General features: G+C 70.8%; 23 protein-coding genes and 1 pseudogene. 12 read left to right on the forward strand and 12 right to left on the reverse strand.

The window, feature by feature from the left end; genetic code table 11:
* Positions 1-41: 41 nt before the first annotated feature.
* From ACFWV8_RS26280 to ACFWV8_RS26290, 3 genes are read left to right on the forward strand one after another with little or no spacing between them, the layout of a single operon-like run.
* Positions 42-809, forward strand: coding sequence for a class I SAM-dependent methyltransferase (locus ACFWV8_RS26280; protein ID WP_384208391.1), 768 nt, complete (start codon positions 42-44; stop codon positions 807-809).
* Entirely contained in the window at positions 806-1,897 is a 1,092-nt protein-coding gene (locus ACFWV8_RS26285) for a FecCD family ABC transporter permease (protein ID WP_384208394.1), read from the forward strand. Before ACFWV8_RS26280 ends, ACFWV8_RS26285 begins: the two co-directional genes overlap by 4 nt.
* Positions 1,894-2,694 carry an ABC transporter ATP-binding protein gene (locus ACFWV8_RS26290; RefSeq protein ID WP_384208397.1) on the forward strand — a complete coding sequence of 267 codons (801 nt, stop codon included), beginning with the start codon at positions 1,894-1,896 and terminating at the stop codon, positions 2,692-2,694. The genes ACFWV8_RS26285 and ACFWV8_RS26290 overlap by 4 nt, the downstream gene beginning before the upstream one ends.
* On the opposite strand, the gene ACFWV8_RS26295 is transcribed toward ACFWV8_RS26290, so the two are convergent.
* On the reverse strand, positions 2,687-3,313 hold the full coding sequence (locus ACFWV8_RS26295) for a TetR/AcrR family transcriptional regulator (RefSeq protein ID WP_384208502.1): 627 nt from the start codon (positions 3,311-3,313) through the stop codon (positions 2,687-2,689). The two genes, ACFWV8_RS26290 and ACFWV8_RS26295, sit on opposite strands and share 8 nt — an antisense overlap.
* A gap of 138 nt (positions 3,314-3,451) precedes the next feature.
* Between ACFWV8_RS26295 and ACFWV8_RS26300 the strand changes: the two genes are divergently transcribed.
* Positions 3,452-4,213 (forward strand): SDR family NAD(P)-dependent oxidoreductase, encoded by a 762-nt coding sequence (locus ACFWV8_RS26300; RefSeq protein WP_384208402.1) that lies wholly within the window; start codon positions 3,452-3,454, stop codon positions 4,211-4,213.
* Between the two features lie 64 nt (positions 4,214-4,277).
* Here the strand turns inward: ACFWV8_RS26300 and ACFWV8_RS26305 are convergent.
* The 3 genes and pseudogenes from ACFWV8_RS26305 to ACFWV8_RS26315 form a co-directional block, all read right to left on the reverse strand.
* Positions 4,278-4,898: pseudogene (locus tag ACFWV8_RS26305) on the reverse strand (transposase); the annotation flags it as partial.
* Positions 4,899-5,102: 204 nt separating this feature from the next.
* On the reverse strand, positions 5,103-6,203 hold the full coding sequence (locus tag ACFWV8_RS26310; protein ID WP_384208405.1) for a hypothetical protein: 1,101 nt from the start codon (positions 6,201-6,203) through the stop codon (positions 5,103-5,105).
* Complete coding sequence (locus ACFWV8_RS26315) at positions 6,204-6,647, reverse strand: hypothetical protein (RefSeq protein WP_384208408.1); 444 nt, start codon at positions 6,645-6,647, stop codon at positions 6,204-6,206.
* A 131-nt stretch (positions 6,648-6,778) separates the two neighbouring features.
* Here ACFWV8_RS26315 and ACFWV8_RS26320 point away from each other — a divergent pair, with 131 nt between their 5' ends.
* Complete coding sequence (locus tag ACFWV8_RS26320) at positions 6,779-7,438, forward strand: hypothetical protein (RefSeq protein WP_384208411.1); 660 nt, start codon at positions 6,779-6,781, stop codon at positions 7,436-7,438.
* A gap of 86 nt (positions 7,439-7,524) precedes the next feature.
* Here the strand turns inward: ACFWV8_RS26320 and ACFWV8_RS26325 are convergent, their stop codons facing one another.
* The 7 genes from ACFWV8_RS26325 to ACFWV8_RS26355 all read right to left on the reverse strand — a co-directional run bounded on the left by ACFWV8_RS26325 (position 7,525) and on the right by ACFWV8_RS26355 (position 14,095).
* Entirely contained in the window at positions 7,525-8,355 is an 831-nt protein-coding gene (locus ACFWV8_RS26325) for an MBL fold metallo-hydrolase (protein ID WP_384208414.1), read from the reverse strand.
* Positions 8,352-9,566, reverse strand: coding sequence for an NAD(P)/FAD-dependent oxidoreductase (locus ACFWV8_RS26330; RefSeq protein WP_384208417.1), 1,215 nt, complete (start codon positions 9,564-9,566; stop codon positions 8,352-8,354). The genes ACFWV8_RS26325 and ACFWV8_RS26330 overlap by 4 nt, the downstream gene beginning before the upstream one ends.
* Positions 9,567-9,570: 4 nt before the next feature.
* A complete protein-coding gene (locus tag ACFWV8_RS26335) occupies positions 9,571-10,590 on the reverse strand; it encodes an ornithine cyclodeaminase family protein (RefSeq protein ID WP_384208420.1) in 1,020 nt (339 codons plus the stop codon).
* Positions 10,587-11,267 carry a GntR family transcriptional regulator gene (locus ACFWV8_RS26340; protein WP_384208423.1) on the reverse strand — a complete coding sequence of 227 codons (681 nt, stop codon included), beginning with the start codon at positions 11,265-11,267 and terminating at the stop codon, positions 10,587-10,589. Before ACFWV8_RS26340 ends, ACFWV8_RS26335 begins: the two co-directional genes overlap by 4 nt.
* A gap of 161 nt (positions 11,268-11,428) precedes the next feature.
* The gene (locus tag ACFWV8_RS26345; RefSeq protein ID WP_384208426.1) at positions 11,429-12,232 is read right to left on the reverse strand and encodes an SDR family NAD(P)-dependent oxidoreductase; all 804 of its coding nucleotides are present in this window, start codon (positions 12,230-12,232) and stop codon (positions 11,429-11,431) included.
* A gap of 76 nt (positions 12,233-12,308) precedes the next feature.
* On the reverse strand, positions 12,309-13,133 hold the full coding sequence (locus ACFWV8_RS26350) for a M55 family metallopeptidase (RefSeq protein WP_384208428.1): 825 nt from the start codon (positions 13,131-13,133) through the stop codon (positions 12,309-12,311).
* Positions 13,130-14,095 (reverse strand): N(4)-(beta-N-acetylglucosaminyl)-L-asparaginase, encoded by a 966-nt coding sequence (locus ACFWV8_RS26355; protein WP_384208431.1) that lies wholly within the window; start codon positions 14,093-14,095, stop codon positions 13,130-13,132. The genes ACFWV8_RS26350 and ACFWV8_RS26355 overlap by 4 nt, the downstream gene beginning before the upstream one ends.
* 84 nt (positions 14,096-14,179) lie before the next feature.
* On the opposite strand from ACFWV8_RS26355, the gene ACFWV8_RS26360 reads away from it, so the two are divergent.
* The 7 genes from ACFWV8_RS26360 (at position 14,180) to ACFWV8_RS26390 (ending at position 23,758) form a co-directional block, all read left to right on the forward strand.
* A complete protein-coding gene (locus tag ACFWV8_RS26360; protein WP_384208434.1) occupies positions 14,180-15,157 on the forward strand; it encodes a dipeptidase in 978 nt (325 codons plus the stop codon).
* Positions 15,154-16,509 (forward strand): serine hydrolase domain-containing protein, encoded by a 1,356-nt coding sequence (locus tag ACFWV8_RS26365; protein ID WP_384208437.1) that lies wholly within the window; start codon positions 15,154-15,156, stop codon positions 16,507-16,509. Before ACFWV8_RS26360 ends, ACFWV8_RS26365 begins: the two co-directional genes overlap by 4 nt.
* 63 nt (positions 16,510-16,572) lie before the next feature.
* Positions 16,573-18,159, forward strand: a complete 1,587-nt coding sequence (locus ACFWV8_RS26370; protein ID WP_384208439.1) for an ABC transporter substrate-binding protein — start codon at positions 16,573-16,575, stop codon at positions 18,157-18,159.
* Positions 18,160-18,254: 95 nt separating this feature from the next.
* Positions 18,255-19,193 (forward strand): ABC transporter permease, encoded by a 939-nt coding sequence (locus tag ACFWV8_RS26375; protein WP_384208442.1) that lies wholly within the window; start codon positions 18,255-18,257, stop codon positions 19,191-19,193.
* Positions 19,190-20,080, forward strand: coding sequence for an ABC transporter permease (locus ACFWV8_RS26380; RefSeq protein WP_384208446.1), 891 nt, complete (start codon positions 19,190-19,192; stop codon positions 20,078-20,080). The genes ACFWV8_RS26375 and ACFWV8_RS26380 overlap by 4 nt, the downstream gene beginning before the upstream one ends.
* 35 nt (positions 20,081-20,115) lie before the next feature.
* A complete protein-coding gene (locus ACFWV8_RS26385) occupies positions 20,116-21,987 on the forward strand; it encodes a dipeptide ABC transporter ATP-binding protein (protein WP_384208450.1) in 1,872 nt (623 codons plus the stop codon).
* Entirely contained in the window at positions 21,980-23,758 is a 1,779-nt protein-coding gene (locus tag ACFWV8_RS26390; protein WP_384208454.1) for a DUF885 domain-containing protein, read from the forward strand. The genes ACFWV8_RS26385 and ACFWV8_RS26390 overlap by 8 nt, the downstream gene beginning before the upstream one ends.
* 51 nt (positions 23,759-23,809) lie before the next feature.
* Here ACFWV8_RS26390 and ACFWV8_RS26395 read toward each other — a convergent pair whose 3' ends face one another.
* A complete protein-coding gene (locus ACFWV8_RS26395; RefSeq protein WP_384208457.1) occupies positions 23,810-24,955 on the reverse strand; it encodes a Glu/Leu/Phe/Val dehydrogenase in 1,146 nt (381 codons plus the stop codon).
* Positions 24,956-24,971: the final 16 nt, after the last annotated feature.

Consider the following 24,971-nt stretch of genomic DNA (forward strand, 5'->3'; position numbering starts at 1 on the left):
ACGGCCTCCCGCCGACCTTCCGAAAGAACCGGGACAACTGTATGAACTACACCGCAATCGCCCTGTCCCCGCGCGCCCTCCTGGAACGCTGGGACGCCCAGCAGACGGCCTATGTCGCCCACCGGGAGCTGCGCTTCCGGTCGATGCTCGACGTACTGCGCCTGCACCTGACCGAGCCGTTCCATGTCCTCGACCTCGCCTGCGGCCCCGGCTCCCTGGCCGACCGCGTCCTGACCGCGTTCCCCCGAGCGCGGGTCACCGCCGTCGACTACGACCCCGTGCTGCTGCGCCTGGCCGACGCGGTGCTCGCCGAGCACGGCGGCCGGGCCACCGTCGTGGACTCCGACCTCGTACGGGCCGACTGGATCGAGCCGCTGGCGGGCGAGAGGATCGACGCCGTCGTCTCCTCGACCGCCCTGCACTGGCTCTCCCCCTCCCAACTACTCCGTGTCTACACCGCACTTGGTGACCTGCTGCCTCCGGGCGCGATCTTCCTCAACGCCGACCATCTGCGGTACGAGCCCGGCAACGAGACCCTCGGCGCCCTGTCCGAACAGCATGACGCCGAGGTCCAGCGCGAGTCGTTCGCCGCCGGAGCGGACACCTGGGACGCCTGGTACGAACTCGCGACCGCCCAGCCCGGAACCGCCCCGTTCGCCGCCGAACGCGAGCGTCGCTTCGCGGACCGGCCCCCGCAGCCGAAGTCGCCACTGCACTTCCACCTGTCGGCCCTGAGCACCGCCGGCTTCACCGAGGTGGGAACGGTCTGGCAGTACCTCGACGACTACGTCGTCTTCGCACGGCGATGACGACGGACACCACGGCGCCGGACACCACACCGGCGGAGAACCGTCCGCCGGACACCGCGACGGCGGGCGGACGTCGGAGCACGCGCTTCCGGGGCCTGCTCGTCCTCGTCTGCTGCGGCGTTCTCCTGCCACTGTCCGCGCTCGTCGCCGTCGGCACGGGCAGCGCCGACATACCGCCGCTGGACGTGGCCCGCACCATAGGCGTCCATCTCGGCGCGCCCTGGGAGCCGTTGCCGCCGCTGCGCGACAGCATCGTGTGGAACCTGAGACTGCCCCGCGTCCTGCTCGCCGCACTGGTGGGGGCGGGTCTCGCGGTGTGCGGCACCGTTCTCCAGGCCGTGACCCGCAATCCGCTGGCCGACCCCTATCTCCTCGGGGTGTCCTCGGGCGCGTCCACCGGTGCGGTCCTGGTCCTGGTGCTCGGCGTCGGCTCCCTCGGCGTGCCGGTCGGCGCCTTCGCCGGCGCTCTCGCGGCATTCGGCTGCGTTCTGCTCCTGCTCGGCCGCTCGCCCGGTTCCTCGACGCGAGTGGTGCTCTCCGGTGTCGTGGCGTCCCAGTTGTTCAGCGCGCTCACCAGTCTGGTCATCGTCCGCTCCGGCGACGCCGAGCGCACGAGAGCCATGACGTTCTGGCTGCTCGGCTCGCTCGCCTCGGCGAACTGGGTCTCGGTGGGCGTGTGCGCCCTGGCCACCGGGGTCGGCCTGCTCGTCTGCCTGTCGCACGCCCGCGCCCTCGACGCCCTCGCCTTCGGCCGTGAGACCGCCGCCACCCTCGGCTTCTCGCCGCGGCGCGGTGAGGTGGTGCTGTACGCGGTGACGGCCGTCGTCACCGGTGCCCTCGTCGCGGCGAGCGGCGCCATCGGTTTCGTGGGCCTCCTGGTGCCGCACGCGGTGCGGATCCTCACCCGAGGCACCCACCGGATGCTGCTGCCCTCCGCCGCCCTCCTCGGCGCGGTCTTCCTGGTGTGGGCGGACACGGCCGCGCGGACCGCTTTCAGTCCCCGGGAGATGCCGGTCGGCGTGCTGACCGCGCTCATCGGTGTCCCGGCTTTCGCAGTGCTGCTGCGCCGACGGGTGGGGACGCCATGACGGGTACGGGGCACGCGGCGCGCTCCCTTGGGTGGACGGTGAGCGGGCGCGCGGTCGTGGACGGCGTCACCTTCACCGTGCCGCCGGGCTCCTTCACCGGGCTGATCGGACCCAACGGTTCGGGCAAGTCCACGCTGTTGCGCCTCCTCGCCGGCGTACACCGGCCCTCGGCGGGGCAGGCCCTGCTGGACGGGACCGACGTCACGACGCTGAAGAGGCGCGCCATCGCCCGCCGGCTGGCTTTCGTCGCCCAAGAGACCAGCCCCGACGTCGAGATGACCGTGTCGCAGGTCGTCATGCTCGGCCGGGCTCCGTACCGCGCGCGACCGGCCGGCGGAGGAGAGGACGCCCGAGCGATCGAACGAGCCATGGCAACGATGGGCGTGACGGCACTCGCCGACCGGGCCTGGACGACGTTGTCCGGAGGAGAACGCCAACGGGTCAACATCGCCCGTGCACTGGCTCAGGAGACCCCGGCCCTGCTGCTCGACGAACCCACCAACCACCTGGACGTCGGCCACCGGCTCCACCTCATGGACATGCTCTCGCGCACCGGCACCACGGTCGTCGCGGCGCTGCACGAACTCGACCTCGCCGCGCGCTACTGCGACCATCTGGTGCTCCTCGACGCCGGCCGCGTCATCGCCTCCGGTACGCCCGCCTCGGTCCTCACCCCGCCCCTCCTGGAGCAGGTGTACGGGGTCCGAGCCACCGTGCGCGAGGGACCGGACGGCCGGATGGACGTACACCTGGCCCCGCTGCCCCGCGCGATCCGGAGGCCACCGGAAGTCAGGTGAGCCCGGCCGCCGTCACGGCCAGAGCGGTGCGCAGGCTCGCCGCGAGATCGGCTCGTTCGGCCTCGGGGCCGGCGCCCGGCTCGGGCGTTCGGTAGGCGTGGTGTTCGACCGCCGCGCGGAGGGCGGCATTGAGCATGGCCGCCCAGATCGCCGGCCGTACGTCGTCGGAGGGCAGACCGGCTCGTTCGGCGAGGGCGCGCGCGAAGGCGGGTTCCGCCTCGTCATGGGTCCGCAGCCAGACGGCACGCAGGCCCGGTTCGGTCCGGGTCAGTCGCAGCAGGGCGCCGACGTCCGGTCCGGGCACGACCACGTCGGGAGTCCATACGTGGTCGAAGGCCTCCTCGAGGGGCCTGCCGGGACGCCACTGCCGCAGCGCGGCGGCGATCGCGTCGATACCGGACGAGAACAGGGGTCGTACGCAGCTCTCCTTGGTGGGGAAGTAGCGCCAGACGGTGCGCGCCGAGACGCCGACCGCCTGTCCGATCTGCTCGCCCGTGGTCGCGGCGACTCCCTGCGCGATGAAGAGGCCGACCGCGGCTCGGGCGATCTCCAGCCGGATGGCGGCCTTGCGTTCCTCCGTCAGCGGAGGTCGCCCGGTCCGTCCTTGAGCTGCGGTCATCCGCTCCTCCGGCGCCTCGGTCAAAGCCATGAGCAGTATCCACCCATACTTTATGTCACTCAGAGACAAAAATAAGTAGGATGCCTGCGCCGGGGACACAAGTCACCGCGCGTGAGCACCTCTTGGACGGAGCACTTCATGACCGGCGAACCGAACGGGCGCAGCGTGATCGTCACCGGAGCGGGGTCGGGCATAGGACACGCGACCGCGCTCGCCTTCGCCGCGCAAGGTGACCGAGTCGTGGTGGCGGACCTCAACGCGGAGGGGGCGGACGCGGTCGTCAGGGAGATCGAGCGGGCGGGCGGCACCGCGGTGCCCCTCACGGGCGACCTGAGCGAACAGGCCGTCGTGGACCGGGTCACGGCGACGGCGGTGGAGCGGTTCGGCGGCGTGGACGTCCTGGTGAACAACGCCGGCATCATGGACAGCATGTCGGCCCTGGCCGACGTGAGCGACGCCGAATGGAATCGGGTCGTCCGGGTCAATCTCACCGCGCCGTTCCTGCTCACCCGTGCCGTGCTGCCGCACATGCTGGCCGCGGGCCACGGCGTCATCGTGAACACCGCCTCCGAGGCCTCGCTGCGCGGCAGCGCGGCGGGCGCCGCCTACACGGCCTCCAAGCACGGCGTGGTGGGACTGACGAAGTCACTGGCGGTGATGTACCGCAAGAACGGCATCCGCACCAACGCCGTCTGCCCGGGCGGCACCGCGACCGCCATCGCGGTGGAAGCCGACCGGACCGCGCACGGCCCGGTGGCTCTCGGCCCGCACTTCGTCAACCTCGGCCGGGTGTCCCAGCCGGCGGAACAGGCGGCGGCGATCCTGTTCCTCGCCTCGGAGGCCGCGAGCAACATCAACGGCGCGATCCTGCCCGTGGACGACGGATGGTCCGCCGTCTGACACGCGGGTACGACGATGCTCATCCTGGAATGGCTCGGCGAGCAGGGTGTAGGTGCCATGATCCGGGTCGACGCATCACGCGGTCCGTGCGCATCCGCCCCAGGACCTCCACCGGCAGTCCTTCCAACAGATAGGCCAGGCGCGGAGCGTCGTAGCCGGCGTCGAAGACGACCAGGCTGTCGCAGTCACCCGGCTTCCAGCGGCCCATCTCGATGAGGTCGGTGACCACCCGGCGGACCTGGGCGGCGGTGACCTCTGCGACGTCGTCGGCCGGCCCCAACCGCAGCGCGTCCAGGATCTGGCACCACGAGGCCCGGCCCGACTCCAGCGCGGCGACGAACAAGTAGGGCCAGCCGGGCACGAACTGGTCCGACGAGCGTCCGCTGCGGCCGTAGACGTGACAGAACAAGCGGTCCGCACTGGTCGGCGCGTCCGGCCGCAGCCAGTGGGTGACATCCACGGCCAGGACCAGGCGCCCGTCGGCGGCCTCGGGCTGCGGCAGCCCGGCCAGCACCTGCCGCAGCCGTGGTACATCGACGTTCCCGCCGTTCAAGGCTTCGTACATCGCGCCGTGCCCGCGCCGGTGTTCGGCGGTCAGCGTGAGGTCCACCGGCGTCTTCACCGGCCCGTCCGCACACAACAGGGCGTCGGTCAGCTCGAACAGCGTGTCCCCGCGCACGGTCAGGGAGTCAACCCCGGAATCCTCGTACGAGCGATGACGTTCGGGACATCATTCGAAGCCGGACCAAAAGAGCAAAGTAAGCGATTCGCCTGGGTGAAGGCGCTGTCCGTACGATCACAGCCATGAGCACCCCGCGCCGCCGGCCCTCGGCCCTCGGCCCTCGAACGAGCGCGATGTGTTCATCGGGCAGCCCGATCAGGGCGAGGCTCACCCCACGTTCTTGTCGCCCTCTGTTGTGGACGCGTTGCGGAGGATGCTGTCCAACTCACCTACGAGGTACGGAGGGACCAGGTAGCGGCCCCGCATCGTCCGAAGCTCCTTTCGCATGTGAAAAAGGCGCTTGGCTTCGGCCTCGTAGCGGTCCTGCCGAGACTGAGCAACCGATGGCAGCTGCGACTGGCCTCCGGTTCTCAGCCGGATGAATTCGGCGGCTACACGACGGTATCGCGAGCTCAATTCGTCCAGCCCATCCAGCGGCCGACCTCCCGTCCGCAGCCTGAACTCAGCGGCTGCACGACGGTACTGCCGGATCAGTTCGTCGAGTCCCGATTGAGTGGTGGATCCGTCAGTCACCGCTGTCATCAGGTGTGCATATTGCTCCTCTGTGTACGCCTCGGCCCTGCGCATATCGACGAGTTCGACGGGAGTGAAGAGCCGTTCCGCAAGGGCCACCGACCAGGGTGCGCGTGTCCCTGCGGGGGCATCGGCATAGCGATTCGTGACAAGAACAACGCTTAGAGCGTGCAGAGCCAGTAGCTGCATCCGCATGTTTTCTTGCCACTCGGCCAGATTCTTGCTGTGCCGGACACACTCCGTCACTGAGTCCACGGCGCGGTTATGCATGCGGCGGTAGAGCGCCCGGACTGTCTCCTCTTGGCCCTGATGCAGCAACCCGTCGAGAAACACGAACGCAGGCTCCCGACCAGGCCTCAGCGGGATGTGCTGCGAGATGGGCAGCTTGTTCAGCGGGGTGTACTGCGGCAGAGGCAGCTTGCTCAGCGGGATCTGCTGCGGTATGCGCGTGGGCGCCGGGCTCGGCCATCTGACGACAATCTCCGCGAACGTCTCATCCAGGAACTGGGTGGCGTATTGGCGGGAGCTTTGCCCGTGGTCGGTCTCTTCCCCCAGGTCAAGAATGAGCCATACCAGCGCGACCAGTTTCGGATGGTTCGACAGGGCAAGTAGAAACGGTCGGAGCAGGTGTTGCTCTCCAGCCACAGCAGCCGCCCAGTCCTCCGGCTGGTGAGAATTCTTGAGGCGGCTGGAGAACTCCAGTGCCCAGATCCGCAACTCGCGCTGCGTGATCATTCAGGAGTTCCGCCCGTCGGCGTCCCGAATCCGGCCAACCATCTCGGCTGCCACGGCAGCGGCTACGTGAGAAGGAAAGCCCCGAGATTCCAGTTCCACTGCCACCCAGCGCTCCTCCTCGAGCCGCTGGGCGGCAGTCGAGTCCCGGAGGAGCGGCAGGTAGGCCTCCAGTAGCTGAAGGGCCTCGACGGCTTGCGCCGGGTCGTCGTCTCCTTGCCCCGCGCCCCGGTGTAAGAGTCCCTTTACCCGGTCTACGAGGCCGTCTGATGTCCGCTCGGCAAGTCTCTGCGCGAAACCGGTCACGAACGCACCGAGAGCCCCTGCTGTCAGGGCCGTTATCACGGCCTCGGTCAGCGCGGCACGCTGAGAGCTATCAGCCTGGGTGTACTCCGCGCGGTCCGCGACTGCGTCATACAGGTCGAGATACAGGGATTCAGTGTCCATGTGGACATGTTCACACCAGGTTCCCGAACCCGTCAGCGTGATGCTCAAACCCGGCGCCTCTACTTCGTAGTGCGCTACGGCGTGGGGAGGACCGTCAAGCGGCCTGAGACGATCGCCAACACATCCTCGATGTGCTGCACCGCGAGCGTCTCGCCCTGCGCATCCACGACGGCGCGTTCTCCGCGATGGACCTCACCGCCCGCCACCCGCGCACTGGCGAACCGCAGTCCACCGTGAAGTTCATGGTGCAGACCCTCGCCTCCGCCGGCGAACTCCAGCGCGACCTCCAGCGCAAGCTGACCTACGACGGACTGCGGGCCGCCGAGGCCAAGGGCAAGAAGGGCGGGTGCCGCCCGGTCGTCACAGCGGCGAAGGCCGTCGCCGTTCGCGCCGCGTACCTGGGTGGCCAGTCCATCGCCGCTCTGGCCCGCGACTGCCACGTCAGCCGCGGCGCCATCCGTACCGCCGTCGCCGACCTCATGCCCGAGCACACCACAGCCAGCGCGGACGCCCCGGCTCCGGAGCTGCCGGTCGCCGTCGACATGCCGGGCAAGGTCGCCGGCTTCCTCCGCGCCGCCGAACTGGAGCCCGCCGCGCGGGCCGCGCTCGACCAGGGTGTGACCGTACGGCGCGGCCAGGGCTACACCCTGCGGGTCAGCAGCACGCCGGAGGTTCACCGCCAACTCCTCGACCGCTGCAAGCCGCTCGACAACAACTCGGCGATCCCGGCGCAACGCAAGGCCCGCCGCGAGTACGCAAGCCGTGTCAACGCGCTCGGGGCCAACACCTGAAATCACACGCTGTCAAAACTTCTGACAGCAACACCGGTTCTCTGGTCCGTTCCTACCGGACCCTCGAGCAGCCGCGCCTACGACCTTCAGGCGCCGAAGACCGCCCGGCGGCGGATGTAGTCCGAGGCGATCTCCCGCATCCGGGCGCCGTCGAACGGGGCGCCGTGACCCGCGCGGACCTCCACGATGTCCAGGTCGAGGAGGCGGCGCATCGTCGTGACGTACGCCGGGATGTCGGCGCCGTGCATCTCGTCCAGCAGGCCGCCCTCGTAGATCACGTCGCCCGAGTACAGAACGCGGGCGGTCTCGTCCAGCAGGACCATGCTCCCGGGCGAGTGGCCGGGAGTGTGCAGGGCGCGCAGAGTGCGGTCGCCGAGGTCGATGAGGTCGCCGTCGCTCAGCCGGCGGGGTGGTGTGAGCACCGGACGGACGCCGTACGCGGCGGGCTCGAAGTCGTCCGAGGGGGCGGCGTCGAGCAGCAGCTCGGGGAACGTGAAGCCCGAGACGTCGATGCCGAGAAGGTCCAGCTGTGTCGTGGTGTGCAGGCTCGCCTCGGCCGGGTGGCGGAGGGCGTCCGCCTCGGAGGCATGGACCCCGACCTCCCCGAACTCGTGGGCGCCGCCGACGTGATCGAGGTGCGTGTGCGTGATCAGCGCGAGGGGGTCGTGCGCGAACAGGGCAGGGAGATGGCGGCGCAGGGACGCGACACCCAGACCGGTGTCGATGACCACGTCCCGTGCGGCTCCCCGTATCCACCACAGGTTCGCCGCGACCAGGGCGTGGAGATGGGGTTCGGTGATCCGGGTGACCTGCGCGTTCACCCGCTCCGCGGCGAACCACGGTGTCGCGGTGGGGAGTTGGGGCAGTCCCGGGTCCCCTTCATGGCATGAACCGGTGTCGCCGCCGGCCGGGTTCACCGGCGCGGGTCCAGGGGCCGCAGGGCGTCCGAGGCGACGCCCGTGGCGAGGTGGTCGGCGAGCAGGGCGCCGGTGGCCGCGCCCTGGGTGACGCCCCACATCCCGTGCCCGCCCGCGACCCAGACGCCCGGTGTGCGGGTGGGGCCCACGAGGGGGAGGCCGTCCGGGGTGAGCGGACGGTCCCCGGCCCATTCGTCCGTACGGCTGGACCAGTCGGCGCCGGACAGCATGGACGCGGCGTCCCGGGCGATCTGATCGAAACGGCGGTGATCCGCCCGTGCCCCGGGCCGCGCGAACTCCATCACGCCCGCGATGCGCAGCCCGCCCGGGACCGGGGTGCACGCAAGACGCTGTTCCGGCAGGTAGACCGGGCCGGGGGCGGGCCGGCCGAGCCGTACGGTGAACGAGTAGCCGCGCCCGGCGGCGACCGGGACGCGTACCCCGTGCTCCTTCGCCAGGGTGCTCAGCGCGCCTCCCGTGGCGATGACGACGGCATCCCCGTCGACCGTGCCGTCATCGGTGTCGACACCTGCCCCGGGACGTACCCGTGTCACCGTCCGACCGGTGTGGATCGTCCCGCCGCGGTCGGCCACCGCCTTCGCCAGGCCCCTTACCAGCAGGTCGGGTTCCACATAGCGGGCGTCGCGGATGTGGACCGCCGCGCGGACGCGTGGGCCGAGCTGGGGGACCAGGGAGTGGGCCTCGCCGAGGGTCAGCGCGGCGAGATCGTCGCCGGGGGACAGATGGCCGATGTGGTCGGGGGAGGAAAAGGCGGCCACGATCGGCGCGTCGATCACGGGCACGTCGAGCCCTCCGGCGATCAGCCGGTCGTACGCGGCCATGCTCGCGGCGTTGAGTCCGAGGAGCCCCCGCCGGGCGCGGTTCCAGCGTCCGGGCGTGCAGTGGCGGGCGAAGCGTGCCAGGAACAGCAGGGTGGCGGGACCGCAGCGGGGGGAGACACCGAGTGGACCGTGGGGGCCCACCAGGCTCTTGAGTCCTTCGGTGAGGGCGGACGGCTCGGTGAGCGGTACGGCCCGTCCCGGGATGATCCATCCCGCGTTGCCGTGGGAGGCACCGGCGCCGACATGGTCGCGTTCCACCACGGTCACCCCGATTCCCCGTTCCTGGAGGAACCACGCGGTGGACAGGCCGATGACGCCCGCGCCGATGACGACGACATGGCGGATTTCCTCCGGTGCCTTCGCGTTCATCGCCCTACACGTCCCCGGGACGGCCGGACGCCGTGTCCGTACCCGCGCCCGTGTCCGCACCGTGTGTCGTTCCGGTGGCGAGCAGTTCGGCGACGGCCAGGTCGGCCAGGGCGGTGCCGACGGACTTGAACACGGTCTGTCCCCGGCGCACGGGCCGCTCCGTGAGCAGAGTGGCCAGGTCACGCAGCCGACCGGGCTGGATCAGGCCCCGTTCGACGGCCTCCACGATCTCGCCCGACTCGACCGCGCACGCGGAGGCGTCGTCCACCGCCACGTACGAGGCGCTGCCGAGGAGTTCGGCGGGGAACTCCCGCATCGCCGCCCGGTACGACCCCACCGCGTTGAGGTGGGCTTCCGGCCCCAGTGAGGACGCGGAGAACAGCGGTTCGGTGGCGCCCGTCGCGCAGCAGACGACATGGGCGCCCCGTACGGCGTTGTCCGGGTCGTCCGCGACGCTCACGCGGGCCCGCGGCATCGTCGCGGTCAGGCGCTCGGCGAGCAGGTCGGCCCGGCGGCGGGTCCGGTTCCAGATGGTGACCTCGTCCACCGGGCGGACCAGGGCCACCGCCGCGACCTGCGCGGCGGCCTGTTCCCCCGCGCCGAGCACCGTCAGCCGGTGCGCGTGCCTCACGGCGAGGGCATCGGTGGCGAGACCGACCATCGCCGCGGTCCGCAGCACGGTCAGGACGTCGGCGTCGGCGGCCCAGACCGGTTCGCCGCTGCCGCCGACCCACAGCAGCGTCCCGTCGATCATCGGTGTGCGTCCGCCGGACGCCGCGTCGGTGGCGACCTTCACGACCTTGACGATCGCGTTCCCGTCGGAGTGCCGCCGGGCCGCCATGACCAGCATCCGGCCGTCGCCCAGGGACAGCCTCAGCGGCTGTTCGTGCCCGGCCGGCGCGTCGTTCAGGAACGCCGCGCGGACGGCCTCGGTCGCGGCGCGCAGCGTGACATGGTCCTCGACCTCCCGCGCGGACCAGTACCGCATCGCCCGCCCGGTTTCCGTGCCGCTCGCCGCACTCACCGTTCGGCCTCCTCGGCCCGCCCGTACCACAGTCCGCGGGTGTGGTGCAGATGGCGCCGCATGAGGTCCGCGGCCTCCTGGGACCGGCCCGCCTCGATCAGGTCGAGCAGTTCGCCGTGCTCGGCGGCGGAGCGGAAGAACTCCGGGGATCCGGCGACCTTCTGGAGGCCGGACAGGCGGGTCTGGTCGCGGAGCAGTCCGACGTGCTGGACGAGACGGCGGTTTCCGTACCGCTCCAGGATCCCGAGGTGGAGGTCCCGGTCACGGGCGACGAAGTTGACCATGTCGCCGTCGGCGGCGTACTGGGAGATCTCGTCCGCGATGTGGCGCAGTCCGGACAGGTCCGGGGTGGGGCGCGCGGCCGCTATGCGTTCGACGGCCGGCACCTCCAGCATCAGCCGCAGATCCATCAATTCGTCCAGGTCCTCGTCGCTGAGGGCGACCACCCGGAAGCCGCGGTTGCGCAGCATCTCGATCAGTTCGTCGCGCGCCAGGTCGAGCAGGGCCTCCCGGACCGGTGTGATCGACACCTTGAGCTTCTCGGCGAGCGAGCCGATGGAGTGGATCTCCCCGGGTTGCAGTCCGCCCGAGACGATGAGGGCCCGGATCGCCTGGCCGCACTGGTCGCGCAACGACATGTGCGACACCGTGAGTTCCGGTGGTGGAGAGCTGGTCATGCGGCTCCTTCATGGGGGGAGGGACCCACGAGCGGGGGTCTGCCCGGGGTGGGTCTCTGGGTCTGTGTACGGAACGGTCACGCCCCTCGGTAAGGTATTAAACCGTACCTATGGGTCGGGTGAGGCCGTCGCGGGGGCGTCCCGACGGCGTACTTCCCGGGTCAATTGCTCGCCTCTCCGTAGTTGAACGTGGTGACGCATCCGCCGTCGACGGTGACCACGGACCCGGTCATGAACGACGCCGCGTCCGACGCCAGGAACAGGGCCACCTCGCCCACCTCGGCCGGGTCGCCCTGGCGCCCCAGCGGCTGCCGCCGGGCCGCCCTCTCCCGTACGGCGGTCGCCCGCGCGAACTCCTTCGGGGACAGCCGCCGCCCCCGCGCCCCGAGCGCGGTGTCGATGTATCCGGGGCACAGGGCGTTGACGCGGATGCCGTCCCCGCCGTAGTCCACGGCCATCTGACGGGTCAGATTGATGATGCCGCCCTTCGTCGCGCAGTAGGCGGGTGCCTGGGGCGCGCCGACGAGGCCGTAGGTGGAGGCGATGTTGACGATCCGGCCGTCTCCCTGTTCCAGGAAGTGGCCGAGGGCGTACTTCGAACACAGGAAGGTGCCCCGCAGATTGACGTCGAATACGCGGTCGAAGTCCGTCGGCTCGACCTCGTGCAGCCGCCCCTTCGGGCCGCCCACCCCCGCGTTGTTGACGAGGATGTCCAGGCGCCCCCAGGCCCCTGCCGTGGCCGCCACCAGGTGCTCGGCCTGCGCGGCGTCCGACACGTCGGCGCGGACGGCGATGGCGCTTCCGCCCGCATCGCCGATCTCCCGCGCCACCTTCTCGGCATCGGGCTCCGACAGGTCGGACACCGCGACCCCGGCGCCGGCGGCGGCCAGCCGGTGGGCGATCGCGCGCCCTATCCCGTTGCCCGCCCCGGTGACGATCGCCACCTTGTGGTCAAGTCGGTTCATGGCTGTGCGGTCACCTTCCGTGCGGGGACGTGCGGGCGTGGTGTGAGCGGGGACAGGGGCTTCGTGGTCGTTCCGCTCATCCCGGCAGGCTCCGGCACAGGAAGACCACGGTGACGAACCGGCGGTACAGCTCCAGCGTGTCCGGTGCGGTGATCCGCGCGGACAGGCCGGTCGCGGGACGGACGCCCTCGATACGACAGGCCAGTTCGAGGTAGTCGCTGGAGCGGAACGTGAGGGTGAGATCCGTGGCACCGCCGAACCCCGGTGCCGGGGTACGGTCCAGCCGCTCGATCGCGGTTCTCGCCCGGTCGCGGATCAGTTCGGTGGCGTCCGACGGGTGCAGCGACTCGGCGGCGTACCGGCTGACCGAACGCTTCACCACGGCGGTCTGTACCCCCGGACAGAAGCGCAGCGTCTCCTCCGCCGTCACCTGGTCACCGGTGACCAGCGAGACAGGCACGCCGTACGCGCCGGCCACCAGCGCGTTGACCCCCGACTCACCGGCCACGACGTCATTGATCCGGACCTCGGCGAGGGAGGGGGAGTAGTAGGTGTGCGACAGCGTGGACGCGTGGCTGCTCGCCGAACCGTGGTACGAGACGAGGAAGACGGCGTCGAAACTGTCGTCCAGCCCCTCCATCATGTACATCGGCTTGTACCGGCCCGAGAGGTACCGGGCCCGGCCGGCGAGGGCGTCCGGCCGGAGGTTGGTCATCGCCGAGTGCGAGTCGTTGACCAGGAATTCCGTGGCTCCCGCGTCGGCCGCGCCCTTGATGGCCGCGTTGATCTCGGCGGTCAGCAACCCAACGGCGTGGGCGTACTGCGACCCGTCGCGCGAGCACTGGTCCCAGTCCACCAGCCCGGCCGTGCCTTCCATGTCGGAGGAGATGAAGACCTTCACAGCACGCTCCGGGGGTGCGTCTCCGGCTCGGTGGACGACGTCGTCATCACCGCGTAGACGGACCCCTCCATACCGGCGGCGGCGCCGTGCCGGCCGTCGGGTGTCAGTGCCAGGCACCGCAGTTCGGCGCGGTACGTGTCGGGGAGCGTCGCGGCGTCCTTGAGCATCGCGAGGCAGGCTTCGGCGGGGCCGAGCCCGGCGCGCAGGGACTCGACTATGCTCCGGGCGCCGACGGCCCGCATGCTCAGCTCGCCCCGGCCGGTGCAGGCCGCACCGCCGTGGCGGGTGTCCGCGTAGTTCCCGGCCCCGGGCAGCGCCGAATCGCCGACCCGGCCCGGGTACTTCCACGGGTATCCGCTCGTGGAGACACCGACGACCAACTCGCCCGTGGCGTCGAGCGCGAGGATGTTGATCGTCCCCCAGGGGCCCGGATGCGGGGCGAAGCGCTCGACCAGTTCCCTGGCGGTCTCCCGGTAGTGCCGGTCGCCCGCCCTGGCGCGGGTGTTCTCGCCCTCCACGGACTCCCGCGACGGCTCCAGCGCACCGCGCCACAGCGCCTTCGACTCCTCCGTGAGCAGATCGCTCCGGGTGAAGCCGTTCTCCTCCGCGAACAGTTCGGCGCCCTCGCCCACCAACAGGCTGTGTTGCGGCAGACGTTCCAGCACCGCGCGGGCGATCGAGATCGGATGGGCGAAGTCCTTGACCGCCCCCACCCCTCCGAAACGCCGGGTGGACCCCACCATCACCGAGGCGTCAAGTTCGACCACTCCCCGGGCGTTGGGCAGACCGCCCGTACCGACGTAGTGGTCGGACAGATTGTCCTCGCAGCGGCGCAGGCCCTCCTCGACGGCGTCGAGGGCCGAGCCCCCGCCCGCCAGGATCGCCATCGCGGCGGGCAGGCCCACTTCGCTGCGCTCGCTGCCGATCACCACCGGGGAAGTGGAAGCGGAACGAAGTGACATGCCATCTCCTTCACCTGGTCCTCTCTCAAAACTCCTGAGAGATCTGCTTGACACCCTCCGGGTAAGGTATTACACCTTAGCCGCATGAGTAATCAAGGGACGTCCGGCTGGAGAGACGCGCTGATCATCGACGCGACCTGCCCGCCCGATCTGTGGGTCCCGGGCTACGCGGACTGGATCGACGGCGGATTCTCCACGTGCGCGCTGAGCGTCGGTGGCGGCGATCCGGGCGGCGCGGTCGCCGCGCTCGGTGCCGTCTACCGGATGATCCGGAACGACCCCCGGCTGACCCAGGTCCGGTCCGCCCAGGACATCCGCGCGGCCCACCGCGACGGCCGGCTCGGCGTGCTGCCGCACTTCCAGTCCACCCGCGCCCTGGACTACGACCCCGACCTCGTCGAGGTGTACCAGCGGCTCGGGATCCGCATGATGGGACTCGCGTACAACCGGCGCAATCCCCTGTGCGACGGCTGCGAGGAGCCTTCGGACGCGGGTCTGAGCATCCTCGGCCGCCGGATGATCGCCGAGATGAACCGGACGGGGATCCTGGTCGACTTCGCGCACACCGGCTGGCGTACCTGTGCCGAGGCCCTGGAGGTGTCCACCGCGCCCTGCGTCGCCTCGCACTCCAACGCCCACGCGGTGAAGGCCCACCGGCGCAATCTGCCCGACGAGATCATCCGGGGCATCGCCGCGTCCGGCGGTGTCCTCGGCATGAACGGATTCCCCGCCTTCGTCTCCCCGGACCCAGCGCCGACCCTGGACCAGTTCATCGACCACATCGTGCACATCGACTCACTGGTCGGCAGTGGACACGTCGGCCTGGGCCTCGACTACTGCGCGATCACCACCGGCGAGTACCAGGAGATGATCGACTCCGGCGCCTGGTCCCCGGAGAACTACCCGCCCCCGCCGTGGAACTACCCGGCCGGCATCACCACCCCCCGGACCATCGGCGCCCTCGCCGACCGCATGGACGAACGCGGCTTCTCCGAGACCGAGATCCGCGGTGTCCTCGGCGAGAACTGGATGGGCCTCTTCGAGCGGATGTGGCCCCGATGACCGGACCGATCAAGCCGGACGGCACCCTCGACCCCGCCCTGCTGGCCCACGCACGCCAGGAGATGCGGACCGACGACGTCCCCGGACTGGCCCTCGGCGTCCTCCACGCCGGGCGCACGGCGACCACCGGCATCGGCGTGACCAGCGTTCCGCACCCCCGGCCGGTCGACGGCGAGACTCTGTTCCAGATCGGGTCCATCTCCAAGACCTTCACCGTGACCGCGCTCCTGCAACTCGCCGAGCGGGGCGCCCTGGACCTGGACGACCCCGTCCGCGCCCAGCTGCCCGGCTTCGCGGTCGCCGACGAGGACGCCTCGGCACAGGCCACCGTCCGCGAGTGCATGACCCACAGCTGCGGCTGGGAGGGCGACTTCTTCGACCTCTCCGGCCGGGGCGACGACGCCCTGGCCGCGACCGTCCGGCACATGGCCGGCCTGCGCCAGGTCACCCCGCGCGGACGCATGTGGTCGTACAACAACGCGGCCTTCTACCCCCTCGGCCGCATCATCGAGACCCTGCACGGCACCACGTACGAGAACGCCGTCGCACGGGAACTGTTCGGACCTCTCGGCATGACGGGCGCGTGCTTCTTCGCCGAGGACGTCCTGCACCGCGGCTTCGCCGTCGGCCACACCCGGCACGAGGGCCGCACCGTCCTCGCCCGCCCCTGGGCCATGCCCCGCGGCGCCAACCCCGTGGGCGGGGTGGTGGCCAGTGCGGAGGACCTGATGCGATACGCCCAGTTCCAGTTGTACGGCGGCCAGATCCTCGGCGACACCCTGCGCCTGGCGGCTCAGCGCCCGGCGGGACCGGCCGAGGACACCCCCGAGATCGGCCTCGGCTGGTGGATCGACGGCGACGGACCCGACCGGATCGTCCACCACGGCGGCGGGGCGAACGGTCAGCCCGCCCTCTTCGCGATGATGCCCTCCCACGAACTGGCCGTCGCGGTCCTCACCAACGGATCCGGCGGCGCGGCCACCGCCCGCAGCATTCTCGACTGGATCGCCCGCACCTGTGCGGGGGTGCGGGAGAAGCCCCCCGAGGCCGAGGCCGTACCGGACATCGGCACGGACGCCTGGACCGGGACGTACGAGACCCGTCTCGACCGGTATGTGCTCAGGCGGGAGGGCGACGGGCTCGTCATGGACAGCTCCGTCCTCGGGGAGTGGCTGGAGAACCCGGACCCCCCGACCGTCCAGGGGGTGCGCACCACTCCCCTACGGCCCCTCACCGACCGCACCCTGCTCATCTCCCCGGGGCAGCGACGGCAGACGACCGCGACCCTGCTGACGGACGACCACGGAGACATCCGGTGGCTGCGGTTCGCCCATCGCGCCGCCCTCCGGTGACCACACAAGTCCCGGAACCCACACCCCATGTCGTGCACATCTGGAGAACATGAGGACAACTCCATGGCCAACAGAACCACGGTCGCAGCCATCCTGACGGGTCTCATCACCGTCATGGCCGTCGGATGCTCGCCCAACACGGGCAGCCGTGTCACCGCGGGCGTCATATCGGAGCTGCGGGTCGCCTCCACGCCCGTCTCCACCCTGGACTACAACAAGAACAACTCCGGATACGGCAGCGGGGTCGGCGGACTCGTCATGGAACCGCTGCTGACCAGGACCAGGACCGGGAAGCTACGGCCGTGGCTCGCCGAGTCCTGGACCACCCCCAACCCCACCACCTACGTCTACACCCTGCGCGACGGCGTCACCTTCACAGACGGCAGCGAACTGACCGCCGAGGACGTCGCCTTCTCCCTGAACCACTACCGAACCGAAGGCTCCACCAACGCCTACAACTTCCCCAGCACCCTCAAAAGCATCACCGCCACCGACCGTCACACCCTGACGGTCACCCTCACCGAGCCCAACGCCGCCTGGGAAGGCGTCCTGGCCCGCAGTTCACTGGGAATCTTCAGCAAGACCTTCTTCCAGAAGAACAAGGACACCTTCGGACAGCCGGGCACCGGAGTCGTCGGGACCGGACCGTGGAAACTCACCGGCTTCAACCCGACGACCGGCGCCGAACTGGAGGCCAACTCCCGCTACTGGGGCGAGAAGGTCCGGTTCAAGAAGATCACCTTCACCTTCTTCGACAGTGAGACCAGCCAGGCGTTCGCCTTCCGGGCCAAGGCCGTCGACCTCGCCTTCCCGTCCGACAGCCGTTCCTTCGCCTCGACCGCCGGGGTGAAGCTCAGCACCGCCCCCGGCTCCGGCGACCAGGGACAGTTCGGCATGAACGTCCTCGTGGCCCCCTGGAACGACGTCCACCTTCGCCGGGCCGTCGCCCACGCCCTCGACAAGAAGGCCCTCATCAACGCGTACGGCGGCTACGCCGAACCCGCCGGCACCCTCCTCAGCCCCGGCCTCCTCCAACCCCTCGGAACAACACGCCAGGTGGAGGACGCCATCGACTCCGTGCCCACGTACGACTACGACCTCGACAAGGCCAGGGCCGAGATGGCGAAGTCCGCGTATCCGCGGGGTGTGGACGTGACCATCGCCGTGGCGAACTACGGACAGTACGCCAGCACCGTGGGCCAGGCGGTCGTCGCCCAGTTGGAGAAGATCGGCATCCGCGCGAAGCTCAAGGTCAACTCGCCCGAGATGGACATCGCGGAAGCCACCAACAGCGACCGCAAGAAGATCCATTCGGCCTTCTCCATCCTCGGCGCGGTCTCCTCCGACCCGGGTGAAGCCTTCAACTACGCCCTGGGCAGCGCCAACGCCACCGCGGGCAACTTCAACTCCACGAACTACGGCAGCAAATCCTCCGACCGGCTCATCGCCGACGCCTTCGCCACCTCCGACCCCGTGAAACGGATGACCTACTACACGGAGTTGCTGAAGGAGTACGCCGAACAGGTGCCCTTCGTACCGCTGTTCTTCCTGGAGAGCACCTACGCGCTGTCCACCGACCTCACCTGGCCCGCGTACACCGCCTCCTGGCGCAACAACGGCCCCTGGGCACTGGATCTGAGGGCCGCCTGATGACACTCCCCGCGCTGGACGAAACGACCACTGTCCCAACGAAGACGGGGCCCGGCACCGTAGGGCGCGGACGGCCCCGGCCGACCCTCCTCGGCATGATCCTGCGCAGGCTCGCCGTCATCGCGGTCCTGCTGATGGTGGTGTCCTTCGCCGTCTTCTCCCTGCTTCACCTCGCCCCCGGCAATCCCGTCGACCTCCTGCTGGGCACCACACCCCGCAGCCCCGAGACCGTCGCGGCGCTGAACCGGCAGTACCACCTCGACGAGCCGTTCCTCCAGCAGTACTGGGCCTGGTCGAGCGATGCCGCACGGCTCCGCTTCGGCACCTCCATCCAGTCCTCGCTGCCCGTCTCGACGGAACTCTCCTCCCGGCTGCCCACCTCCCTGTTCCTCGGGCTGTACGCCTTCGTCCTGACCATGATCCTGGGCATCGGGCTCGGCGTGCTCTCCGCGGTCCGGCACCGAAGCGCGCTCGACCACTCCACCGTCGCGGCCACCGTCGTGGCCCTGTCCACCCCCACCTTCGTGCTCGGCACGGCCCTGCTCTACGCCTTCGCCGTCCGCATGAACTGGTTCCCCGCCTTCGGTGCCGGCGAGGGCTTCCTCGACCGGGTGTGGCACCTCACCCTCCCCGCGCTGACCCTCGCCCTCACCAGTTGCGCCTACGTCGTCAAACACACCCGGGCGGCCATGATCGGCGTGCTCGACCAGGACTTCATCGTCTTCGCCCGAGCCCGCGGACTGTCCCTGCGGCAGGTCCTGTTCGGCCACGCGCTGCGCAACGCGGTGATCCCGGTGATCACCATGAGCGGCTTCATCCTGTCGAGCCTGGTCATCGGCGCGGTCCTCGTCGAAGTGACCTTCTCCGTCCAGGGCATCGGTCAGTTGCTCGTCAAGTCGGCCACGGCACAGGACCTGCCGGTGATCCAGGCCGTCTCCCTGATGACGGCCGCGGCCATCATGCTCACCGCTCTGCTGACGGACATCGTCTACACGCTGGCGGACCCGCGGGTCCGCCCGGGAGGCCGGTCATGACCACCTCGTACGAACGGGACACCCGAGCCGCCCGGCCACGGGACAACGAGAGCGCCGGGAAACGCCGACGGCGCCTGCCGCGCTGGTCGGTCATGGGGCTGTCGCTCGCGGTCATCGCCGTCGTCGCGTTCCTGACCCTCGCCGGAACGGCCGTCGCCCCCCACGACCCGGCCGCCCAGAACCTCTCCCGTATCGCGGACGGACCCTCCGCCCAGCACTGGCTGGGCACCGACGTCCTGGGCCGCGACACCCTCTCCCGGATCGTCGCCGGAGCCCGGTCCGCCTTCATCGGCCCCCTGGTGATCGCCGCCGGATCATTCCTCCTCGGCAACCTCCTGGGCCTGTGGGCCGGGTACCGAGGCGGACGGATCGACGGACTCGTCATGCGCTGGGTCGACGTCATGTGGTCCATCCCGACCCTGCTGGTGCTGATCGTCCTCGCCGGCTCCCTCGGCGCCGGATACTGGACCACGGTCGCCATCCTCGTCGTCCTCACCACACCCTTCGACACCCGCGTGGTCCGGGGGGCGACCCTGGAACAGGTGCCCCGCCCGTACGTCGAGTCCGCCAAGGTGCTCGGCGTGCCGGACCGGCGGATCGTCCTGCGGCACATCTGGCCCAACGTCCTGCCGGTGTCGATCGCCAACGCCTTCCTGGTGTTCGCCAGTTCGGTCGGAGTCCTCGCCGCCATGTCGTTCCTCGGACTCGGCGTCCCGCCGGGCACACCGGACTGGGGCCTCATGCTCGCCGAGAACCAGGCACTTCTTTTCACCCAGCCGCTCGCCGCGCTCGCACCCGGCCTGATGATCGTCGTCATCGCCACCGCGATGAACCTGGCCGGAGACCGCATCCACGAACGGCTCTCCGCCCGGGGAGGCACGGCATGACGCGGCACGACGAGAGACACAGCGAGGGGACCGCCATGAGCACCACGGCCCAGGACACACGTCAGCCACTCCTGTCGGTCGGCGGCCTCCGGGTCGAGCGGCAGGGCCCCGACGGCCCCCGGACCGTCGTCTCCGGCGTCGGCCTGGAGATCGGCGCAGGAGAAACCGTCGGCGTCGTCGGCGAGTCCGGCAGCGGCAAGTCGATCACGATGCGGGCCGTACTGGGCCTCCTGCCCCGGGGCCTGACGGCCACCGGCGAGGTGCGCTACGGCGACCGCGACCTGCTGGGACTGTCCGAGCGCGCCTGGCGCAGGACCGTACGCGGCACCGAGATCAGCATGATCATGCAGGACCCGTTCACCATGCTCAACCCGATCGCGACCTGCGGCGACATCATCGGCGCCTCGCTGCGCCGCCACGGCGGGGTGTCCGGCCGCCGGGCCCTCCGTGAGGAGTCCGTCCGCCGGCTTCGTGAGGTCGGGATCGACGACGCCACCGTCGTCGACCGCTACCCCTTCCAACTGTCCGGCGGCATGCGGCAGCGCGTGGGCATCGCCGCCGCGCTCGCCAGCGACCCGCGCGTCCTGATCGCCGACGAACCCACCACGGCACTGGACGTCACCACCCAGCGCGAGATCCTGTCCCTGCTCAAACGCGTCCAGGCCGACCGCGGAATGGCCCTGATCCTCATCACGCACGACCTCCGCGTCGCCTTCGCCATGTGCGACCGGCTGCATGTCCTCTACGCGGGCTCGGTCGTGGAGAGTGCCCGTGCCGCGGACATCGACGCCGAACCACTGCACCCGTACACGAACGCCCTCCTGCTCGCCGAACCGCCGGTGGACCGGCGCGTCCGCGAGATGGTGTCCATCCCGGGCTCGGTCCCCGCACCGGACGAGGTCGCCGGGAGCTGTGTCTTCGTCTCCCGGTGCCCGTGGGCGACCGACGTCTGCCGGGACGGCACCCCGCCCCTGCTGGAGATCACCCCGGGCCGCTGGTCGGCCTGCGCCCGCCTCACGACGGCCCGGACCGAGATGACACGTCTACGGGAACGGGCCGGCCAGGACCTCCCCCTCGCCGACGACACCCCGAAGAAGGAGCCGGTGCTGTCCGGCGCCGGGTTGTCCAAGGTGTTCACCGGCGCCGGGGGAGGCCCGGTCCACGCGCTGGACGACGTCTCGGTCACGGTGGCGCAGCACGAGAGCGTGGGCATCGTCGGCGAGTCCGGATCCGGCAAGTCCACGCTCGCCCGGGTCCTGGTCGGCCTGGAGAAGCCCGGCACGGGCACGATCACCATCGACGGCATCCCGGTCACCGACTGGGGCCGGCTGAGCCGGTCCGACCTCCGGCAGATCCGCCGGACCGTCCAGATCGTCTTCCAGGACCCGTACTCCAGCCTCAACCCCATGCGATCCGTCGGCTGGACCCTCGCCGAGGCCATCACCACCCACCGGCCGGACGCCAAGAACGTCGGCGCGGAAGTCGAACGGCTGCTGGACGATGTGGGACTGGACCCCTTGTACGCCCAGAAGCGGCCCGCGGCCCTGTCCGGCGGCATGCGGCAGCGGGTCGCGATCGCCCGCGCCCTCGCGACTCGTCCCAAGATCCTCATCTGCGACGAGTCCGTGTCCGCCCTCGACGTGTCCGTGCAGGCCCAGATCCTGGGCCTCCTGGCCCGGCTGCGCGACGAGCACGACCTCGGTTACCTCTTCATCACCCACGACCTGGCCGTGGTCCGGCAGGTGACGGAACGTCTGTACGTCATGCACCGGGGCCGGGTGGTCGAATCGGGCCCCACCGCGCGGATCATCGACGCCCCGCAGGCCCCGTACACGATCCAACTCCTCGCCTCGGCCCCCCGGGCCGAATCGGAGTGGCTCGAAGGAACCGGGCGGCGCGATGGCTGAACCCGCCGAGCGCGTCCCCACCGCCATCGACGCTCTCGCCGAGGAGTGGCTCGGCACCCTGCTCCGTCTGGAACCGGAACTCCGGGTCACCCTCGGCCGCCCGGATCCGGACCCCGGGTTCAACGACCGCTCCCCGGCCGGCGCCGACGAGACCGCCGACGCGGCGCGCTCCCTCCTGGTCCGGCTCCGCGCGGCGGCACCGGCCGACGCGGTGGACACCGTCACCCGCGCGGATCTCATCGACACCCTGGAGGTCACCGCCGAGCAGCACGAGGCCGGTTTCTGGCAGCGGGACCTCAAGGTCGTCGCCTCGCCCGTCCAGCGGATGCGCAAGGTCTTCGACCTCATGCCGACCGGCACCGACGAGGACTGGCACCGCGTCGCACGACGCCTGCACCGCCTCCCGGAGGCGATGGCCGGCTACCGCCGGTCCCTCCAGGCCGGCATCGCGGCACGCAACACCCCCGCCCTGCGCCAGGTCCGTGACGTCGCCGCCCAGACCACCCAACTCGGCGCGGCGGGCGGCTACTTCACCCGGCTCACCTCCCCCGCCCGCGGCAGCGTCCCGCCGGCCCTGTGGTCCGACCTCGCCTCCGGCGCCCGGTCCGCGGCCGGGGCGTACGCGGACCTCGCGGCCTTCCTCGTCCGCGACCTCGCACCCCACGCCCCCCGGCACGACGGCGTCGGCAGGGAGCACTACAAGATCGCCGCCCGCGGGTTCTTCGGCGCGGGCACCGACCTGGACGACGCCTACGCGTGGGGGTGCGAGGAACTGGCCCGCACGGTGGCGGAACAGGAGAGGACCGCCCGGGAGATCAAGCCGGGCGCCTCGGTCGAGGAGGTCGCCGCCCTCCTCGACGCCGACCCGGCCCGCCGTCTCATCGGCACCGACGCGCTGCGCGCCTGGATGCAGGAGGTGAGCGACCGGACGGTCGAGGAACTGGCCGGTACCCATTTCGACATCCCCTGGCCCATGCGCCGCCTGGAGTGCCGGATCGCCCCGACCAGCGGCGGCGGTATCTACTACACCCCGCCCAGCCTCGACTTCACCCGGCCGGGACGTATGTGGTGGAGCGTCCCCGAGGGCGACACCGTGTTCTTCCCGTGGCGCGAGCTGACCACGGTCCACCACGAGGGCGTGCCGGGCCATCATCTGCAGTGCGCCGCCGCGATCCACCACCGCGACCGGCTCAAGGCCTGGCGGCGGGTGAGCTGGAACGTGGGCCACGGGGAGGGCTGGGCCCTGTACGCGGAACGCCTGATGGCCGAGCTGGGGTACCTGGACGACCCGGCGGACTGGCTCGGCATGCTGGACGCACAGCGCCTGCGCGCGGCACGGGTGGTCATCGACCTCGGCGTCCACCTGGGAAAACCGAAGCCGGACGGCACCGGTACCTGGACCGGCGCGGACGCCTTCGCCTTCCTGGCCGAGCACGTCACCATGAGCGACGCCTTCGTCCGGCTGGAGGCCACCCGTTACCTCGGCTGGCCGGCCCAGGCCGCCTCGTACAAGATCGGGCAGCGCCTGTGGGAGAGCCTGCGGGACGACTACACGGCCGCGGGGAGGGGCGATCCGCGTACCTTCCACCGGGAGGCCCTGGCGCTAGGTCCTGTCCGGTGGATCTTCGCGGGCCCGGAACGTCTGGCACGGCACCTCGCCGCGTTGCCGAAGTGCCCACAGGAAACCACCCTGCGGGCACTTCGGCGCCTTGCGATGCACCGCACCAGACGCCCCGGGCTGATCCACGAAGATCCTCCGGACAGGCCCTAGGGAACGTCGGCATGGACACCCTTCGCGCCGGGCTGCTCCCGTGACGGGCCGTCAGTGGTCCGGGTACTGACCGCGCGCCCGCATCGCCGCGCGGACCCGCTCCTCGGCCAGGGCCCTGGCCGTGTCGTGCGGCGCCAGGGCGCGGGTCAGGCTCTCCCGGACGACCTGGGTGGTGTTGGCCCGCATCCGCTCCGAGACCATCTCGCGGACCGTGGCCGGGTCGACGGTGAACGGTGACCGGCGGGCCTCCATGGAGTGCGCCGCGGCCACGATCCCCCCGGCGTTGGCGATGAAGTCCGGTACGACCATGACGCCACGCTCGAAGAGGACCCGTTTCGCCGCCGGGGTGGTCGGCAGGTTCGCGGCCTCCACCACGAGCCGGGCCGTCGTCCGCGCCGCCACCTCCGCGCCGATGAGGTCCTCCCGGGCCGCCGGCACCATGATCTCGCAGTCGGCGGTCAGGGCGGCGTCCGTGTCCGTGCCGCCGCCGCAGTGCAGGACGCAGTCCTCGCCGTACTCCGTCCGGGCGGCCACGAGACGCGCGACGTCCACGCCGTCGGGGTCGGTCACGGAACCCCGGGCTGTGGACACCGCGACGACCAAGGCCCCCAGTGCCACCAGGCGTTCGGCCACCGCCTGGCCGACGGCCCCGAACCCCTGGACCGCAACGCGCGCTCCGCGCAGCGGCAGATCCAGCTCCCCGGCCGCCGCGTCCGTGGCCTCCGCGACCCCGAACCCGGTCAGCCCGAGCCGGTCGTACGGCAGCCCGCCCAGGCTCGCGGGCAGACCCACCGCCACACCGCGGTCGCGGAGTTCGTCCACGAAGACCGCCGCGTCCTCCTCGCTCAGCCCCATGTCCAGGCCGAAGACGTACTCACCGGGCACCTCGTTCGCCAGGGCGCGGGCGAAGGCGCGCAGGACGCCCTCCTTGCCGGGCGCCGCCGGATCACCGAGGATCCCCGCCTTCGCACCGCCGTGGAACAGGTCGCACGCGGCCCACTTCCAGGTCATCGTCCGGGCCAGCCGCGCTACCTCCTCGACGTCGAGGGCCGCGCTCATACGGGTGCCGCCCTTGCCCATGCCGCGGGCGGTGTTGTCGATGACCAGGACGCCGCGCATCCCCGACCGGCGGTCGGACACACAGACCACCTTCTCCGGTCCCCACTCGTCCATCAGCTCCAGGGTGTCTCGGGCCACGGGTCCGCCGTCCTTC

This window comes from Streptomyces sp. NPDC058665, from assembly GCF_042714995.1.
Classification (GTDB): Bacteria; Actinomycetota; Actinomycetes; order Streptomycetales; family Streptomycetaceae; genus Streptomyces.

Coding starts and splice junctions, on each gene's coding strand:
- ACFWV8_RS26330 (WP_384208417.1), bottom strand. CDS start 9,566: ATGAACGCGAAGGCACCGGAGGAAATCCGCCATGTCGTCGTCATCGGC.
- ACFWV8_RS26385 (WP_384208450.1), top strand. CDS start 20,116: ATGAGCACCACGGCCCAGGACACACGTCAGCCACTCCTGTCGGTCGGC.
- ACFWV8_RS26340 (WP_384208423.1), bottom strand. CDS start 11,267: ATGACCAGCTCTCCACCACCGGAACTCACGGTGTCGCACATGTCGTTG.
- ACFWV8_RS26355 (WP_384208431.1), bottom strand. CDS start 14,095: ATGTCACTTCGTTCCGCTTCCACTTCCCCGGTGGTGATCGGCAGCGAG.
- ACFWV8_RS26290 (WP_384208397.1), top strand. CDS start 1,894: ATGACGGGTACGGGGCACGCGGCGCGCTCCCTTGGGTGGACGGTGAGC.
- ACFWV8_RS26295 (WP_384208502.1), bottom strand. CDS start 3,313: ATGACCGCAGCTCAAGGACGGACCGGGCGACCTCCGCTGACGGAGGAA.
- ACFWV8_RS26345 (WP_384208426.1), bottom strand. CDS start 12,232: ATGAACCGACTTGACCACAAGGTGGCGATCGTCACCGGGGCGGGCAAC.
- ACFWV8_RS26280 (WP_384208391.1), top strand. CDS start 42: ATGAACTACACCGCAATCGCCCTGTCCCCGCGCGCCCTCCTGGAACGC.
- ACFWV8_RS26360 (WP_384208434.1), top strand. CDS start 14,180: ATGAGTAATCAAGGGACGTCCGGCTGGAGAGACGCGCTGATCATCGAC.
- ACFWV8_RS26365 (WP_384208437.1), top strand. CDS start 15,154: ATGACCGGACCGATCAAGCCGGACGGCACCCTCGACCCCGCCCTGCTG.
- ACFWV8_RS26370 (WP_384208439.1), top strand. CDS start 16,573: ATGGCCAACAGAACCACGGTCGCAGCCATCCTGACGGGTCTCATCACC.
- ACFWV8_RS26300 (WP_384208402.1), top strand. CDS start 3,452: ATGACCGGCGAACCGAACGGGCGCAGCGTGATCGTCACCGGAGCGGGG.
- ACFWV8_RS26310 (WP_384208405.1), bottom strand. CDS start 6,203: ATGATCACGCAGCGCGAGTTGCGGATCTGGGCACTGGAGTTCTCCAGC.
- ACFWV8_RS26285 (WP_384208394.1), top strand. CDS start 806: ATGACGACGGACACCACGGCGCCGGACACCACACCGGCGGAGAACCGT.
- ACFWV8_RS26390 (WP_384208454.1), top strand. CDS start 21,980: ATGGCTGAACCCGCCGAGCGCGTCCCCACCGCCATCGACGCTCTCGCC.
- ACFWV8_RS26375 (WP_384208442.1), top strand. CDS start 18,255: ATGATCCTGCGCAGGCTCGCCGTCATCGCGGTCCTGCTGATGGTGGTG.
- ACFWV8_RS26315 (WP_384208408.1), bottom strand. CDS start 6,647: ATGGACACTGAATCCCTGTATCTCGACCTGTATGACGCAGTCGCGGAC.
- ACFWV8_RS26380 (WP_384208446.1), top strand. CDS start 19,190: ATGACCACCTCGTACGAACGGGACACCCGAGCCGCCCGGCCACGGGAC.